This is a genomic window from Pseudomonas sp. 18-147 (assembly GCF_051048045.1).
GTDB classification, from domain to species: Bacteria; Pseudomonadota; Gammaproteobacteria; order Pseudomonadales; family Pseudomonadaceae; genus Pseudomonas; species Pseudomonas aeruginosa.
In genome coordinates this window covers 24,891-39,458 of sequence record NZ_CP182297.1, presented here as the reverse complement: position 1 = coordinate 39,458, position 14,568 = coordinate 24,891, and the positions used below count along the sequence as shown (strand labels likewise).

23 protein-coding genes are annotated in these 14,568 nt (G+C 58.7%); 6 read left to right on the top strand and 17 right to left on the bottom strand.

Annotated elements, in window-relative coordinates:
- Positions 1-10 precede the first annotated feature (10 nt).
- From ACM0M4_RS31250 to ACM0M4_RS31230, 5 genes are all read left to right on the top strand, one after another.
- The gene (locus ACM0M4_RS31250) at positions 11-826 is read left to right on the top strand and encodes a LuxR C-terminal-related transcriptional regulator (protein WP_033946079.1); all 816 of its coding nucleotides are present in this window, start codon (positions 11-13) and stop codon (positions 824-826) included.
- Positions 827-928: 102 nt separating this feature from the next.
- A complete protein-coding gene (locus ACM0M4_RS31245; protein ID WP_071577158.1) occupies positions 929-1,216 on the top strand; it encodes a hypothetical protein in 288 nt (95 codons plus the stop codon).
- A gap of 45 nt (positions 1,217-1,261) precedes the next feature.
- Complete coding sequence (locus ACM0M4_RS31240) at positions 1,262-1,672, top strand: hypothetical protein (protein WP_033949739.1); 411 nt, start codon at positions 1,262-1,264, stop codon at positions 1,670-1,672.
- A gap of 39 nt (positions 1,673-1,711) precedes the next feature.
- Positions 1,712-2,254: a hypothetical protein gene (locus ACM0M4_RS31235; protein ID WP_033949740.1), complete on the top strand. Its 543-nt coding sequence runs from the start codon at positions 1,712-1,714 to the stop codon at positions 2,252-2,254.
- 4 nt (positions 2,255-2,258) lie between these two features.
- Positions 2,259-2,621 (top strand): histone-like nucleoid-structuring protein, MvaT/MvaU family, encoded by a 363-nt coding sequence (locus tag ACM0M4_RS31230; RefSeq protein WP_033949742.1) that lies wholly within the window; start codon positions 2,259-2,261, stop codon positions 2,619-2,621.
- Positions 2,622-2,734: 113 nt separating this feature from the next.
- Here the strand turns inward: ACM0M4_RS31230 and ACM0M4_RS31225 are convergent, their stop codons facing one another.
- From ACM0M4_RS31225 to ACM0M4_RS31145, 17 genes are all read right to left on the bottom strand, one after another.
- Positions 2,735-4,075: an ISL3 family transposase gene (locus ACM0M4_RS31225; protein WP_221345543.1), complete on the bottom strand. Its 1,341-nt coding sequence runs from the start codon at positions 4,073-4,075 to the stop codon at positions 2,735-2,737.
- On the bottom strand, positions 4,068-4,406 hold the full coding sequence (locus ACM0M4_RS31220; RefSeq protein ID WP_062382006.1) for a hypothetical protein: 339 nt from the start codon (positions 4,404-4,406) through the stop codon (positions 4,068-4,070). Before ACM0M4_RS31220 ends, ACM0M4_RS31225 begins: the two co-directional genes overlap by 8 nt.
- Before the next feature lie 136 nt (positions 4,407-4,542).
- On the bottom strand, positions 4,543-4,839 hold the full coding sequence (locus ACM0M4_RS31215) for a HigA family addiction module antitoxin (protein ID WP_034018021.1): 297 nt from the start codon (positions 4,837-4,839) through the stop codon (positions 4,543-4,545).
- A gap of 10 nt (positions 4,840-4,849) precedes the next feature.
- Entirely contained in the window at positions 4,850-5,128 is a 279-nt protein-coding gene (locus tag ACM0M4_RS31210; RefSeq protein ID WP_003142937.1) for a type II toxin-antitoxin system RelE/ParE family toxin, read from the bottom strand.
- A gap of 123 nt (positions 5,129-5,251) precedes the next feature.
- On the bottom strand, positions 5,252-5,560 hold the full coding sequence (locus ACM0M4_RS31205) for a hypothetical protein (RefSeq protein ID WP_124119388.1): 309 nt from the start codon (positions 5,558-5,560) through the stop codon (positions 5,252-5,254).
- Positions 5,561-5,694: 134 nt separating this feature from the next.
- Positions 5,695-5,898, bottom strand: a complete 204-nt coding sequence (locus ACM0M4_RS31200) for a helix-turn-helix domain-containing protein (RefSeq protein WP_031757130.1) — start codon at positions 5,896-5,898, stop codon at positions 5,695-5,697.
- A complete protein-coding gene (gene acrF / locus ACM0M4_RS31195; RefSeq protein WP_033949750.1) occupies positions 5,895-6,134 on the bottom strand; it encodes an anti-CRISPR protein in 240 nt (79 codons plus the stop codon). The genes ACM0M4_RS31200 and acrF overlap by 4 nt, the downstream gene beginning before the upstream one ends.
- Positions 6,131-6,550: an anti-CRISPR protein AcrF3 gene (gene acrF3 / locus ACM0M4_RS31190; RefSeq protein WP_033949754.1), complete on the bottom strand. Its 420-nt coding sequence runs from the start codon at positions 6,548-6,550 to the stop codon at positions 6,131-6,133. Before acrF3 ends, acrF begins: the two co-directional genes overlap by 4 nt.
- A 63-nt stretch (positions 6,551-6,613) precedes the next feature.
- Positions 6,614-6,868, bottom strand: a complete 255-nt coding sequence (locus ACM0M4_RS31185; RefSeq protein WP_033949757.1) for a hypothetical protein — start codon at positions 6,866-6,868, stop codon at positions 6,614-6,616.
- Between the two features lie 110 nt (positions 6,869-6,978).
- On the bottom strand, positions 6,979-7,656 hold the full coding sequence (locus ACM0M4_RS31180) for an SOS response-associated peptidase (RefSeq protein ID WP_221345578.1): 678 nt from the start codon (positions 7,654-7,656) through the stop codon (positions 6,979-6,981).
- Positions 7,657-7,757: 101 nt separating this feature from the next.
- Complete coding sequence (locus tag ACM0M4_RS31175; RefSeq protein WP_033949763.1) at positions 7,758-8,291, bottom strand: hypothetical protein; 534 nt, start codon at positions 8,289-8,291, stop codon at positions 7,758-7,760.
- A gap of 32 nt (positions 8,292-8,323) precedes the next feature.
- Entirely contained in the window at positions 8,324-8,566 is a 243-nt protein-coding gene (locus tag ACM0M4_RS31170; RefSeq protein WP_003142927.1) for a hypothetical protein, read from the bottom strand.
- Positions 8,567-8,847: 281 nt separating this feature from the next.
- Positions 8,848-9,030: a hypothetical protein gene (locus tag ACM0M4_RS31165; RefSeq protein ID WP_150021041.1), complete on the bottom strand. Its 183-nt coding sequence runs from the start codon at positions 9,028-9,030 to the stop codon at positions 8,848-8,850.
- A gap of 91 nt (positions 9,031-9,121) precedes the next feature.
- Entirely contained in the window at positions 9,122-9,361 is a 240-nt protein-coding gene (locus ACM0M4_RS31160; RefSeq protein WP_033995577.1) for a hypothetical protein, read from the bottom strand.
- A gap of 28 nt (positions 9,362-9,389) precedes the next feature.
- Complete coding sequence (locus ACM0M4_RS31155) at positions 9,390-9,581, bottom strand: hypothetical protein (protein WP_003142924.1); 192 nt, start codon at positions 9,579-9,581, stop codon at positions 9,390-9,392.
- A gap of 99 nt (positions 9,582-9,680) precedes the next feature.
- Positions 9,681-10,736: a DNA-binding protein gene (locus ACM0M4_RS31150; RefSeq protein ID WP_033995575.1), complete on the bottom strand. Its 1,056-nt coding sequence runs from the start codon at positions 10,734-10,736 to the stop codon at positions 9,681-9,683.
- Positions 10,737-10,874: 138 nt separating this feature from the next.
- Positions 10,875-11,480 (bottom strand): recombinase family protein, encoded by a 606-nt coding sequence (locus ACM0M4_RS31145; RefSeq protein WP_000509966.1) that lies wholly within the window; start codon positions 11,478-11,480, stop codon positions 10,875-10,877.
- A gap of 94 nt (positions 11,481-11,574) precedes the next feature.
- On the opposite strand from ACM0M4_RS31145, the gene ACM0M4_RS31140 reads away from it, so the two are divergent.
- The gene (locus ACM0M4_RS31140) at positions 11,575-14,472 is read left to right on the top strand and encodes a Tn3-like element Tn5403 family transposase (RefSeq protein WP_001553819.1); all 2,898 of its coding nucleotides are present in this window, start codon (positions 11,575-11,577) and stop codon (positions 14,470-14,472) included.
- Positions 14,473-14,568 lie beyond the last annotated feature (96 nt).

Sequence of the window (14,568 nt, the reverse complement as noted above, 5' to 3'; positions counted from 1 at the left end):
GAGTAGTGAAATGGAAATCAGCTTGAAGGACATAGCTTGGCAGCGCTCGCTTGGGAACCTGCTCGACCACCTGGACCAGCCAGACTTTTGGTTGGTACTGGTGGAAACGGTACGGGAGTTCGTGCAGGTCGATAACTGGGTTTCCCTGGTATTTAGTGACTCCACACCAGTGATACTTTTCTACGCCGAGGAGGAAGAAGAGGAAAAAGACGAAAGGAAGCCCAACCATTTAATTGGCAAATACATAACCGGTTACTATCGCATCGATCCGTTCTATGCCGCCTCACGCTCTGCGCCCGGCCCTCGAACGATCTATCTTCGAGATATCGTGACGCCCGCATTTAATAAGAGTCGATACTACATAGAGTACTTCGAGACGCATGTGGTATGCGATGAAATGCAATATAACATCCCTATTGATGAGCGCCGCACGCTTTGCCTGTCGCTGGGAAGCGAGGCGAAGTATACCGCCGAGAACATTGCGTTTCTTGAGATCATTCGCCCTTGGGTGCTTTCCCTCATGAGCAAGCGGCTCCACTTCGAGGAAAGCCTACAAGACGACAGTAGCCCATCGCTCAGAGTCGACAGCTCTGTGCTGAACGCTCTTGTCGCACCACTGACAGGGCGTGAATCCCAGGTCTTGAATCTGATGCTAGAGGGTAAGTCAAATAAGGAAATAGCTGACAAGCTCGCAATATCCGTATCGACAACCAAAGTTCACCGGCGTCACGTCTACGCCAAGTTGAACGTAAGTTCTCACTCCGAACTATTTGCCTTGCTCCTGAAAGATATGCCGTCTGTCGGAAACATAGTTTCTCAAACATAAAACATTTACATATAGGCGCAATGCGCCTAATATAAGTCTTGTTGGTGGCACGCAGAAAGCCACTCACCCCGAGGGGGCTAGTCGTTGCCACCGGGGAACGAGATGAGACTTTCAGATGTTGCGACAATCCGAACGAACTACCCCGAGGCGCATTTCTGGTTAGTTCGGCGGGGCTCAGCGGAGCGATGCGGTGAGCCGGTTCGAGAGTTCAATCCAGAACATATCGGAATCCGGGTAAACCGAATAGACATACTCCTCCCCGACTATCTCTTTTACGCCCTGGTCCATATCCACCAGGTCGGTTACTGGAAGACGATAGCAACCGGAACGCTGAGCCTAGTCAACATCCGTGTTTCAGACGTTCGCCAGATCGAGCTGTCACCACGGTGAGACGGGGGCCGAAAGGCCCCCTACTCTCAACTAGCGGAGCAAAGCATGAGAATCGAGTTACCGAGCATATCTGAGCAGCAGCGCGCCATCTTCGAGCAGGCCACGCAGGATGGAATCAAACAACTGAGGGCCAACCTCGACGCTCCGCGCCTCCCGTCGCAGTCTGAGGTCGACGAACAGGCCTACAGCCGGGCGCACCTGTTGCGCGAGCATGAAGGCTGGGAAGCCCCGCACCCTGATATTATCTGCGCCTACTTCCGCCACTTCCAGGCACACTTTTCTGATTACAATACCGACGCCAAGTTGGCGGCGCTGCTTGGCCTGACCAGTGACCGACGTATCCGGGAGTATAAAAGCGGTGCGAGAACCATCCCTTACGGGGTGTGGCGGAAATTCCTAGTGATGACCGGCAGGGCTCCGCAGGAAATAATCCAGGTCTTCGCTTTCATGGGGTGATCCATTCGTACAGACGTTTCCTGACTTTAGGAGAAACACATGGGACAACTTAAAAATATCTACTTCCCTGGCGTGAGTAGTGCGCCATCGTCTGCGCAATACGGAATTTTTCTTAGCCCTGAAAAGTCTTTTCCAGTCGCCAATATAGTCGTCGTACAGTCCGACAGACAGAACGACTACATGGGTACAAGTCTTTATAATACGGACGAAGGTCGAAACATTGTTCTCAATCGAATTCTAGAGAATGACCTACGAGGGATACGGCTGGACTATATCAATTTTTACGTCATCCTCGACTTGTCTACCACGCTTGAAGGCATGAAACTGCCGATCCACCTTGACTTCGACGATTACATCGCCAAAGGAAACCCCTACAATTGCACTCCTAGCGACACGACAACCGGACGCATCCTGCAATGGATTACGGGCGAAAAGACCTATTCCTACTGGAGCGGCCATGTCCTGGGGGGCTGTGCCCGCTTTTACACTGAACTGGATGACCAGAATCGTGAACCTCTCTCGGTCGACAGTGCGCGGGAACTACTGAACCGAGTGGGCTATAAAATCCCAACAAAGGAATAGAACAATGTCCAAGCTCGCCGCCTTCCGGGAAGCGGAACGCAAACTCCAGGAACAAATGCAGCTGCTGGAGAAGCTCAAGGCCGACAGCAGCCTGAAAAAGGAGCTGGAGTTCCGCGATGAACTGGAAAAGCTCATGAAGAAGTACGGCATGAGCCTGCGCAACATCATCGAGATCCTCGATCCCAGCGCCGTCGCGAACCGGCCTGCCGGCCAGGCCTCCTCGATCCGCCGGCCGCGGTCGGTGAAGGTCTACCGCAACCCGGAAACCGGCGAGGTGGTGGAAACCAAGGGCGGCAATCACCGGGTGCTGAAGGCCTGGAAAGAGCAGTACGGCGCCGATACTGTCAATGCCTGGTTGCAGGCCTGATAGACCGGCCCCAACGGAAAAGCCCCGCCGAAGCGGGGCTTTTTTAGGGTATTCGGGAAAGGGTGTTGTTAACCCCTTTCTGAATACCCTTGATTGAGTAGCTGATTGTGTTGTTAGTCGTCTTCGCGGATGGCTCCGGTCTCTGGCTCCGCGCACAGCTGCAAGATGCTGAAAATCGGAACGCCGTAATCCACCAGCTCGTCCTCGATGGGCTCGACTGCCATGATTTCCCTGGCCAGGAACGGCGCTAGCCGCTTGGTTTCCGGCGGCTTCACTTTATGCTCTAGGGTGAACATGATCTTGGCGCGGAACATCTCGAAGCTCAGGCCTCTTGCGTTACGGTTCACGTCGCGCAGATAGCGGTTAATCGACTCGGTCAGTGCGTTGGTGTACCGCTGAGGAATGAACCTGAAGTAGTTGAAAATGTACTCGCCCCAGTTGGTCATCATCGTTGTGACGACTTTCCAGTCCTTCTCCTGCTCTGCAGGGATGCGCTGACGCCATTCGTCATAGGCTTGCCTGGCTGCATTGTGGGTCTTGCTATTCCAGATGTTGTAGAAGCCTTCCTTGAGGTTGTAGGCGGTGCCTAGCTCTGGGAACTGATCGAACCATGTCTTGATCTTCAGATGCGCCCAAACGTCCAGGTCACGCCGGCGCATCAGCATTAGCTTGCGGTCGCCTTTCAGGGTGCGCTTCTGCGGAGCTGTGAGGCCTCGCTTGATTCGCTTGCGTATCTGGTCCAACGCATCGTTGGCGTACCGCACAACGTGGAACTTATCGACGATGACAGTGGCGTTAGGGAACAACTCTAGCGACACGTCTTTGTACGGATGGAACATGTCCTGGCAAACGATCTGGACCCTGTCCCGGCCGCGCATATTGGAGATGTAGTTGTGGATCACGATCTTCTTGCGGTTGGGCAGAACGTCGATGATGGTCCTTTCTTCCAGGTTGATTAGGACGCACCGGTACTCGCCACCAACAAGCAGTTCGTCAATGCCAAGAACACGCGGAAGCATGGGCCTGTACCCCGCCTCCTGCTCGGCGCAGTAGTCGCGCAAAGCCCGGCGCACCACCGACTCATCAACGCCAAGATCTCGGGCTACCGCTGAGTTTGTGCTGGTCATGGCTTGCTTGATTACGTAGGCGTGGCAGCGCTTCGTCATGCGGTGCTTCTCGTCGAAGTCCAGCAAGGCCGGCGAGAACACCTTGCTGCATGTCTTGCACTTGTAGCGTCGGCGCATGCCCCAAAGAACCGTGCGCTTACCCCTGATGGGCAGGTCAACGTACTTGGTCAGCTTCCTGGAGAAACGAATCGACTGACCGATAGCGCCGCAGGCGGTGCAGAACTCGGGCGCCGGAAGCTCAACCTTGAACTGCAGATCGTGTTCATCCTCGAGGAATTCCACGATCTCAACTTTGAGCGGGTGAAGTAGGGAAAGCGAATCAGCCACTGACTCGGCCCTGACCTGCGTTGTGTGCCATGGCCTCCCGGCGTTTCTCCAGAGCGATCAGCCGTAGCACGTCCTGATCGGCTTTGCTTACCACATAGTGAACGACGCGCTCTATTGCCTCGGCGGCAACGAGCAGTTCGTCCCTAGCGGGGGCGGGGCCGGCATATGCCAGCTCAACGCGAGTACCAGCCATCGCAACCCCACAGAGATCCGTGAAACGGTCCGGCGGCGGGCCATCATGCCAGTCGGTCATCACTTCGCCTTCAGCATTAATGAGCCGGTGTGCCACAGGCTGCTGCTCGATTTGCTGATGATTTTTTTGCTGTTCCATGTCGCTCTCCGTCGGGATTGGTGAGCCCAGCATAACAACATTTAAAGCCGAAGCTAATACCAATACGTTTTAAGGCTGCGCCTTGCCTGCAACAACACGTAAAACCGATAACCCCTTTTTTATGCCGGCGTGACGGTCACGCCGCAATGTGGGCATCGTACAGACGCGGCACCTTCGGCTGAGCGCGCTGCTCTGCATGCCATAGCTCATAGGCCGCCTGCATGGCCAACCAGTGGCGGGCCTGGCCGATGCCGGCACGCTCAAGGCGCACGGCCAGGTCCGACGTGATCGAGGCGTGCCCATTGAGCACCTTCGACAGTTGGACCCGCGAATAGCCCAGGGCCTTGGCGAAGTCCGTGATAGTGATATCCAGCTCGGGGAGCACGTCCTCGCGCAGGATTTCCGCAGGATGCGGCGGGTTGTGCATACCCATATGTAGACCCTCAGTGGTAGTCCTGGTAGTCGACCAGCTCAACATCCTCGCCAACGAAGCGGAATGTCAGCCGCCAATTGCCGGAAACGCGGACGGACCAGTATCCGGCAAGATCCCCCTTCAGGGAGTGGAGTCTCCAGCCGACCTGATTCATGTCGCCTGGATTGTTCGCTTCGCTCAAGGCGAGCAGTTGGCGGCGTAGGCGCGGGGCGTGTGCCGCCTGGATCCCTTTGGTCTTGCCCGTCTTGAAGAAGACTTCCAGACCCTTGTGTCGGAAGGAGATAATCATCGTTAAGTGTAAACAACCTGTTAACGGGAGTTAAGCATAACTCGTTAACAGACTGTTTACAATGCCCCCGATGCTGCACTCCTGGAAGTAATGCCCGCCGACACGGTGGCGGCCCTACCCTGCCTATCGGTCCGTTCTGATGATTACTTTCGCGCCACTACCGGTGACGATCGGACTGTTCGCACCATGCGTCGAGAGATTGCCGGATCCCGACATGCAATCGGCGCTCTGTCCCGCGGAGTAGGTCTTTCCGTCAATGACCACGACGCTGTTTTCGCCAACCACAATCGGCGAGTCAGGCCCGGTAGTTGTGCAGTTCTGCGCGCTGGTTGGACTGACTGTTGCCTTCAACGCGGGAGCTTTCTCTTCCGACGCATTGCAGCCAGCGACAAGAGCGAGCGTTGCCAGGGCCAGTACAAACAAATTCTTCATGGGCAGCCTTCATGACAGTTAGTTGAGCAAGTGGGGCATAGATAGGCGTAGGCCAATCTTGGTGGCGTAGCGCTCCAGCTGGGTGAGCGAGGCGCCCGGGGCGCGGGGAGTGCCCTGCCTGCTCTGCCTGCTGGCTAGCTCTCGCTAGCCAGGCACTCAAGCGCGAATTGAACGGGATACGGCGCCTCTCTGCCGGCGGTTTCGCTGACGTAATTCCTCAGCGCGCGGGCGGTGATTCCGATCCGCCTGGCAGCTTCTTCCTGCTTCAGGCCGGCTCGCTCGTACAGCCCGCGCAGGTAGCGCGGGTCTGGATTGTGGTTGGAGGCGTCAGGTTTCACATTTTCACCCGCAGTTGTTCCGGTATGAACGCCATCACCTTGTTGCTGCCGAGAATGACGTAGTTCGGGTTCCCCCACTCCATGGCCATCTGCATGGCCTTCGCCGCGGCTGCGCCAGGATCGCTGCCAGCGCGGGTCCGGCCAACGACCATCTTGCCATTCTGCTCTACGTTGACCTCATAACTGCCTGGGTTCCAGGAAACTTCCGTCACCGTAACGACTGTTGGTCGGCTCATGCCTGTGGTTCCTCATACCGCAGCTTGAACCTGTCCTGAAAAATAGCCATTAGACGACCATGGACGTGGCTTCCCCAGGCGACGCCTACGTTCTGCGCAGCAGTGGCCAGCATTACGTTGGCGATGCGATACCACCACCCCCAATCGGCAAACGGGTTGCTCGCGACTCGTCCATCTGCGTTGAGCAGTGCCTCTTCCCACGCCTGGAACTCGCGATACTCGTCACGATTGGTCTCGTCCACCAGTCGCTGCAGGACGGTAGCCTGGAGCCCTTCATGGAGCTTGGCGGCGAAACCAGTGGCGGCCAGGACCTGGTCTTCTGTCAGGTTGTCGGGGTCTGCATCTTCCCAAGACTGGATGAATCGAGCTGCCTCGATAACCGAGCGGGCGACGATGCGATCTGAAATGGTGCTCATGGCTTGGATCCTTTTTGGCGCCTCGCCGTTGCGCGTTGCGGCTGGCGTGGGTTTAGATTCGGCTCAGAGTTCCATTACATGAAACGGATAGCCAACGGACGTCTCCGTGCGGTTAGTGCCGTGCAGGTGATGGTAGGCCTGGAACATGCCGCTTCCGTTAGGCTCCCCGGTTTCACGGTATACGAGACCTTCGAATTTTTCGCCGAGGATCTGTTGGGCTGCGCTCTTCGCGGCGGCCGTAATGTCGGCAGCGTCAACCGTGAAGCGCTCGCCGGAGTTGTCGTTGTTTTTGCGGGGGTCGATGAGATAGGTATTCATTTTGTCATTTCCCTGTGCTCGCCTCGCCGTTGTGGCTGGCATGACTCACATAATAGGAACAATGTTCCTCTGTGTAAATAGGAACATTGTTCCTTTTGTCGGGTTTTCTGCTACGCAGGCTCGATCAGGTAGGCGCCCTGGTTGCGCACGTTGCCGACGTCGCGGCTGACCGCGTACCAGGTGAACGCCTCAGCTGGTTCGCCCTGGTGCAGCACGATTTGTTCCGCGCGCTCTGGCGGCGTCGCCGGGTCAAGCCACTCGCGGGCCAGGTCGGGTGGGAGCACGACCGGTCTCCGGTCGTGAATATCGACCATGCCGCCGGCGGAGTCCGCGGTGATGATCACGAATCCATGCTGCTCGGCCTGCTCATCATCATCGAGCCCGGGGAACTGCCCGATCGCGGCGCACAAGACCGGCGAGCCGTCGGCGTGCTGGATGTGATACGGCTGTTTCCGCGTGCCGCCTTCGTCAACCCACTCGAACCAGCCGCTGACCGGCGTCAGCGCGCGATGGCGCCACGCGGCGCTGAAGAAGCGTCCATGCGCCACTTTCTCGACCCTGGCGTTGATCGGCGCCGCGCGATCACGGGCCCAGAACGGCCTCCAGCCCCAGCGAACGGCCTGGGCGACCAGGGCATCGCCTTCGAGCCGTAGCGTCGTCACGGCCGTCGATGGCGCGACGTTGTAGCGCTCGGGCTGCTCGCCGACGAGGTTGACCAGCGCGTTGGACATCGACAGTGCGTCGACGAACTCATGAAGCCCTGTGTACTGCGAAAGCCTGCCACACATCGCTCACTCCGGTGGTAGATGGGCACTGGGTAAGGGTAGATGATGAACAAAAAGCCCCGCTCATGCGGGGCTTTTGCTTGCGTGGCTCGCCGGCGTGACCGTCACGTCCGCTCGTCGACGGCCGGCTCGGCGCGCAGCAGGGCCTGGTGCAACTGGTTGATGTGCTCGACCGCCTTGTTGCCCCGGGCCAGGTGGCTGACCAGGATCTCGCTGGTCTTGGTGAAGCGGTGGCCGATGCGCACGGTGTAGGAGCGCAGGGCCCAACTGATGAAGCCGGTGAAGTACATCGCGTCCTCGATGTCGCGCCACTTCACCCCGCGGTAGCCGCGGCGCCAGGGCAGGATGCCCTGGTAGAGCCAGACGCCCACGTCGTCGGTGTAGAGGTGGACGCTGCGCAGGTAGAGGAGCTTGTAGACGAACAGTGCCAGGGCGATGAGCAGGACGCCGGCACTGGCCGCCAGGCCGAGCTGGTAGGCCTGTTCGCTCGGCGCCTTGTGCAGCGTCCACCAGCCGAGGGCCAGCGCGCCGGCGCACAGGACCAGGAACAGCAGGACCGGGCCGACGTAGGCCAGCCAGGACAGGCGGTAGACCTGGTGCGGGGTGGCGTTGCGGGTGGGGTGTTCGTAGCCGTCCATTGGGGGCGATCTCCTTGGGTTGCGGGGTAGGACTACAGCTCGACGCGGAATTCGCGCAGGCCGATCTTGGTGGCGTAGCGCTCCAGCTGGGTGAGCGAGGCGAACACGCGCAGCGGTTCGCGGCGTGAGCGTAACGGGTAGTGGTGGCCACCGCCGGCATAGCGCACCAGCAGCTGCCAGCCCTCCCCGCCCGGGCCGCGGGTGACCAGGGTATCGCGGGCGCCGCCGGCGGCGATCAGCGCCTGCAGGGCGTCTTCGGTGATCGACTCGCGCATCAGCGGCGTGCCTCCTCGGGCGTGACGCCGGCGGCCAGGCCGAGGGCGTGACGGGCGCGGCGGATCGCATCGAGGCGCTGGCCGTCGTGGGGGGAATCCTCGAGGTCGGTCATGGGGAACTCCAGGGGGTGAACGGGGGTAGGTTCGCGCGGCCGCCAGTGTAGGGGGTTCTGGTAGGCCAGTGTAAGGGGGCGTGGTCGCCGGGGGTTGAGCATCTGGCGACCGGGGCCTGGCTTGGCGAGGGGGGTGATTTAACAATCTGCCCGTTATGCGTAGTCCGGCTAGTCCGGCGGCAACTCGCCCCTGGTCCACCCGAGGATGTAACGGACGACCGGGGACTTCTGGTCATCCTGTCCCTTCGCGATACTCAACAACACCCAGCCCCGCGCCAAATGCTCGTTGACCCTCAGCCAGTCGAACACCTCGCGCACCTTCTTCACGTCACTGATCACGAAGTCGGCCATTACGACAGCTCCTTTGCTTGTGGTTGGCCACTTCAGTGTAGGTGCCTTGATAGCCGGGGCGGGTTCCTTTCTATCCGTTGGGCAAACCGGGCTACCCCAGCTCGCCGGGCTCCCATTCGATGGGCCTGCCATCCAGGCCTTCGCACTCGTCAACCGGACCCGCCAGCGTGTAGTCAGCTCCTGGGTGGTCATCAACCTGGGGCGCCGGGCACGCCACGTTCAGCGCCTCCAATCGGCGCCGCGCCTCGGCCCAGGTTTCGCCAGGCCGCGCGCCGGCGCGCACCTGCTCGTCAGTCAGCGGTGGCAGCTTGCGGGGGGCTATCAGCGTCATGGGGCGGGTTCCTTTCGGTCCGTGACGGTCACACATACGGCCAGCGGCGCGGGCAACGGGTCTGCTCGGCGGTGGCCTTACGAATCCGATAGATCGACTCGGCCCACTTGTAGAACTCGGAGCCAGGGCCGAGCTGGTCGTCGAAGTAAATGTCGCGCAAGTGTTCCTCGCGCTCCGGCGTGTCCAGCCACTCATTGAAGCTCGGTTCTTCTCGTTCCATCGGGCCAGCTCCTTCCTCGATTTGTGCGTGTTGCGTGATGTTGCGCCCCTACGTGCAACGCAGGGGCGGACGGTTCAAGCCGGTCAGTCACTGACTCATCTACTGGCCTTCTGGCTTGTTGGGCTTGCTCCTGCCTTTTGCCGGCGACTTCGCCGCGGATGCCCCAACGTGGGCCAGCAGTTGGGCATTGCTTTCCCGCAGACTTTCAAGCTCGCCCTCGAAGCGCGCCGCCCGAAGCCCGGCGTCTTGAGCCTGCTTCCGAGCCTCATCCCGCTCGGCCTGCACCTTGGTGAAACGCTGCGCCTGGGTGTTTGCTTCGGCTGCGGCGCGCTTGCGCTGCTCCTGAGCCAGTTCGTCGGCAGCCTGAAGCCGGAACACCTCTTTCTGTGCCGCATCCAGGCGCTGCTGGAGATCCTCGGCGCGAGCCGCAATCCCTTCCAGTTGGGCGTCTGTCCTCCCCTTCGCCTCGGCCAACTCCGCCTTCGCGCGGTCGATCGCTTCGGCCGCCACCGCCTTCACCTGCTCCAGTTCGGCCTGGTGACTCTGACGTGCCGCCGACAGATCATTACGCAAGTCGGTTGCCTCGTCCCGGGCACGCTGAAGCTCGCCCTTCAGGTCCTCCACCCGCTGGGTGATTTCCTCGGTACGGGCCTCGGCCGTGTCCGCCCGCGTGGTTTCATGTCCCAGCTCATGCCGCAGTTCGGCCAGCAGGGCGTCCTGTTCCTCTAGGCGGCGCTGGACACCTTCCTTCTCCTGCTGAAGCCGCTCCAGCTCGCCCTGCTGTTCCTCGTACAACTGGGAAAGCTCGACCCGGGTGCTCTCCATATCCTCGCGCTCTTGCGCCCAGTCTGCCTCGGCTTTGCGCAGATTGGCATTGGCCAACTCCAGCGCCTCGGTCCAGAGGGCCGCGCCCAAGCCCAAGGCGGCCTGATGCAAGGCCGGGGGCAACTCAACCTGCACAAGCTCGGGCTTCGCGGTCTGCAACTGCCGCCATTCCTTCATGACCCGCGTGACCGTGTTCATGTCCGCCCGCGCCGCCCGGCGCACATCCGGCACCGGCGGGAAGCGCTCACGGCCCAGCTCGTCATAGAGACGGTCAGCTTCTTTGAAGATACGCGCCCGTATTTCCGCTTCGTTGCTGATTTGTTCCGTCATATATCCCCCTGGTCGAGGTATTTTCAATAATAAGAATAATAATTTAATTATTATTATTATGATACTGCCATCCGACGAACGGGATCCCCGCCCCAGCCCGTTAACGGGGTCGGTTCCGGCTGAGGGCGAAATGACACCCTAAGCGTTAGCTCTGTGTCGTTGCACGATGTCAGCGACGGTATTCTTGCTGATACCGAGCTCGCGTGCGATCCAGCGATAGCTGCGTCCCTCGGCCCTCATCGCAACCACCTTAGGCAAAAGTCGGTCTGATTTTGGTCGCACTCCGGCCTGACGACCAAGCCTCTTACCACGTGCCTTCGCAACAGCAAGGCCTGACTTGACCCGCTCGCTGATGAGATCCCGCTCAAACTCCGCAATGCCGGAAAGAAACGTCGCCAGCATTCGTCCATACGGCGACGAAAGATCGAACGCCATTCCATTCATGGCTATCACGGAAACCTTCCAGTTCTCCAGTTCACGTAGCGTATTGAGCAGATCGAGCGTCGAGCGCCCCCACCGGGAAAGCTCAGTGACCAGGATTGCATCAATTTGTCTGGACTGGGCAAGCGCCAGGACTTTCTTTCGCTCGGCCCGGTCGAGTTTAGTTCCTGAACCTGTTTCCTTAAATATTCCCACCACGTCGTAGCCGGCACGGCCGGCGAAGGCTCGCAGATCAAATTCCTGGCGTTCACAAGACTGATCCGCTGTTGAAACCCGGCAGTAAATGGCGGCACGATGTCCCAATTGAACCCTCCTGGATTTTTGTATCGGAACGCCCTGATTTATATGGGCTGGCTGTTGTCCAAAACAGACTATACTTCAAAAGGGACGAATTTGTATGTCACGACGCCATATTTTCACCGAACGGCAGCGAGCAGCGCTGTTCGATCTGCCCACGGACGAACTGTCGCTACTGAAGTTCTACACGCTGGGCGATGATGACCTGGAAAACATTAGGCAGCGCCGCAGACCGGAAAACAGGATTGGCTTTGCCCTGCAACTTTGTGCCTTACGATATCCGGGCCGTGCACTGGCTCCTGGTGAGATGATCCCGCGTGAAGTCCTTTCCTTCGTCGGTGCTCAGCTTGGAGTTCCGGCTGATGCGCTTCTCACTTATGCCACACGGCGCCAAACCCGTCAGCAGCACATGGACACGCTGCGCGAAATTTACGGCTACAAGACCTTCACGGGCCGTGGTGCCCGTGATCTGCGGGAGTGGACTTTCGGCCAGGCCGAAGATGCCAGATCAAACGAGGATCTTGCTCATCGTTTTATTGTGCGGTGTCGGGAAACTTCCACCATTCTGCCCGCAGTATCGACAATCGAGCGCTTGTGCGCGGATGCTCTGGTCGCCGCTGAGCGGCGGATTGAAACGCGGATTGCGGAAAATTTAACAGCGGATGTTCGCGATCACCTGGACAAACTTCTGAGTGAAATGCTCGCCGGCAATATCAGTCGTTTCATCTGGCTTCGCAACTTCGAGGTTGGTAACAACTCGGCTGCTGCTAACCGTTTGCTCGACAGGCTCGAATTTCTGCGTACCCTGAATATCAATCATAGTGCTTTGGCCAGCATACCTGCCCATCGCATTGCCCGGCTGCGTCGGCAGGGTGAACGCTACTTCACCGACGGTTTGCGTGACATCACTTCGGACCGCCGCTGGGCGATCCTTGCCGTCTGTGTTGTGGAGTGGGAAGCGGCGATTGCTGATGCCATAGTCGAAACCCATGACAGGATCGTAGGAAAAACCTGGCGGGAAGCGAAGCGCCAGCATGACGAAACAATTTCCGGCTCTAAAGCCACACTCACGGATACGATCCGTACCTTCACCGCGCTGGGAGCTTCGTTGCTTGAGGCCCGCAGTGACGGAACCCCGCTGGAGATGGCTGTCGCCAGTTCGGTTGCATGGGACCGGCTCGCTCAACTGGTAGCGACAGGGACTCAACTCAGCAACACGCTAGCCGATGAGCCTCTTGCATATGTCGGGCAGGGATACCATCGCTTTCGTCGTTATGCGCCCCGCATGTTGCGCTGTCTGAAGCTCGAAGCCGCGCCGGTCGCCGGACCATTGGTAGCAGCAGCTTTGTCGATCGGAGAGATGAAAGGTGTTGCATCGCCAGAAAGGCGTTTCCTGCGGCCCAGCTCCAAATGGAACCGTCATTTACGAGCTCAGGAAAAAGGAGATACCCGTCTTTGGGAAGTGGCGGTACTCTTTCACCTCCGGGATGCTTTTCGTTCCGGAGATGTCTGGCTCGCTCATTCGCGCCGCTATGGTGACCTCAAGCAGGTACTGGTGCCGATGATCGCGGCGCAGGAAAATGCAAAACTGGCCGTGCCTTCCAACCCACAGGATTGGCTGGCAGACAGAAAGGCGCGACTCACGATCGCTCTTAAGCGGCTGGCCCGGGCTGCCCGTAACGGCACTATTCCGCACGGTAGCATAGAAGATGGAACGTTGCGGATCGACAGGTTGACAGCAGACGTGCCGGATGGTGCCGAGGCACTCATACTGGATCTGTATCGCCGAATGCCGTCCGTTCGGATTACCGACATGCTGCTTGAAGTTGATGCAGCCCTTGGTTTCACAGATGCGTTTACCCATCTGAGAACCGGGGCTCCATGTCGCGACCGGATCGGTCTGCTCAACGTCCTGCTCGCTGAAGGGCTCAATCTGGGCCTGCGTAAGATGGCGGAAGCTACAAACACGCATGATTACTGGCAGCTCTCACGCCTTGCCCGCTGGCATGTTGAAAGCGAAGCCATGAACCAGGCATTGGCAATTGTGGTGGCCGCGCAGGGTAAACTGCCGATGTCACGCGTCTGGGGGATGGGCACGTCAGCATCGAGCGATGGTCAGTTTTTCCCGACAGCGCGGCATGGCGAAGCCATGAACATGGTCAATGCCAAATATGGTTCTGTTCCCGGCCTCAAAGCGTATACTCACGTAAGCGACCAGTTCGCGCCATTCGCTTGTCAGTCGATCCCGGCGACCGTGAGCGAGGCACCGTATATTCTCGATGGACTACTGATGAACGAGGTCGGTCGCCATGTTCGCGAACAGTATGCCGATACAGCAGGATTCACCGACCATTTGTTCGGAGCCAGTAGCCTGCTCGGCTACAATCTCGTTCTGCGAATCAGGGATCTGCCATCGAAGCGGTTGTACGTATTTAATCCCGATACGACCCCCAGGGAGTTACGCAAGTTGGTAGGTGGAAAAGCCCGGGAGGATCTTATCGTTGCGAACTGGCCTGATATTTTCCGTTGTGCCGCGACGATGACCGCTGGCAAAATCAGGCCCAGCCAACTCCTGCGCAAGCTCGCTTCTTACCCACGACAAAACAACCTTGCAGTTGCGCTTCGTGAAGTTGGTCGTATTGAACGGACCCTTTTCATTATTGAGTGGATCCTGGATACGGACATGCAGCGGCGTGCTCAGATCGGTCTTAACAAGGGAGAGGCCCACCATGCGCTCAAAAATGCGCTCCGTATCGGGAGGCAGGGGGAAATTCGCGATCGCACGACAGAGGGGCAGCACTACCGAATCGCTGGGCTCAATTTATTGACTGCGGTGATCATTTACTGGAATACCGTCCATCTTGGTCATGCCGTCACGGAGCGGCGGAACGAAGGGTTGGATGTTCCCCCTGAATTTCTTCCCCACATATCCCCATTGGGCTGGGCGCACATTCTACTGACTGGCGAATATCTTTGGCCCAAGGAACCGAAAGCTTAGGGTGTCATTTCGCCCTCAGCCGGAACCGACCCCTTAACAGGCACAAAAAAACCGGCCATCAGCCGGTTTCTTCGGTTTGGTAGGCGCCGCCGTGAT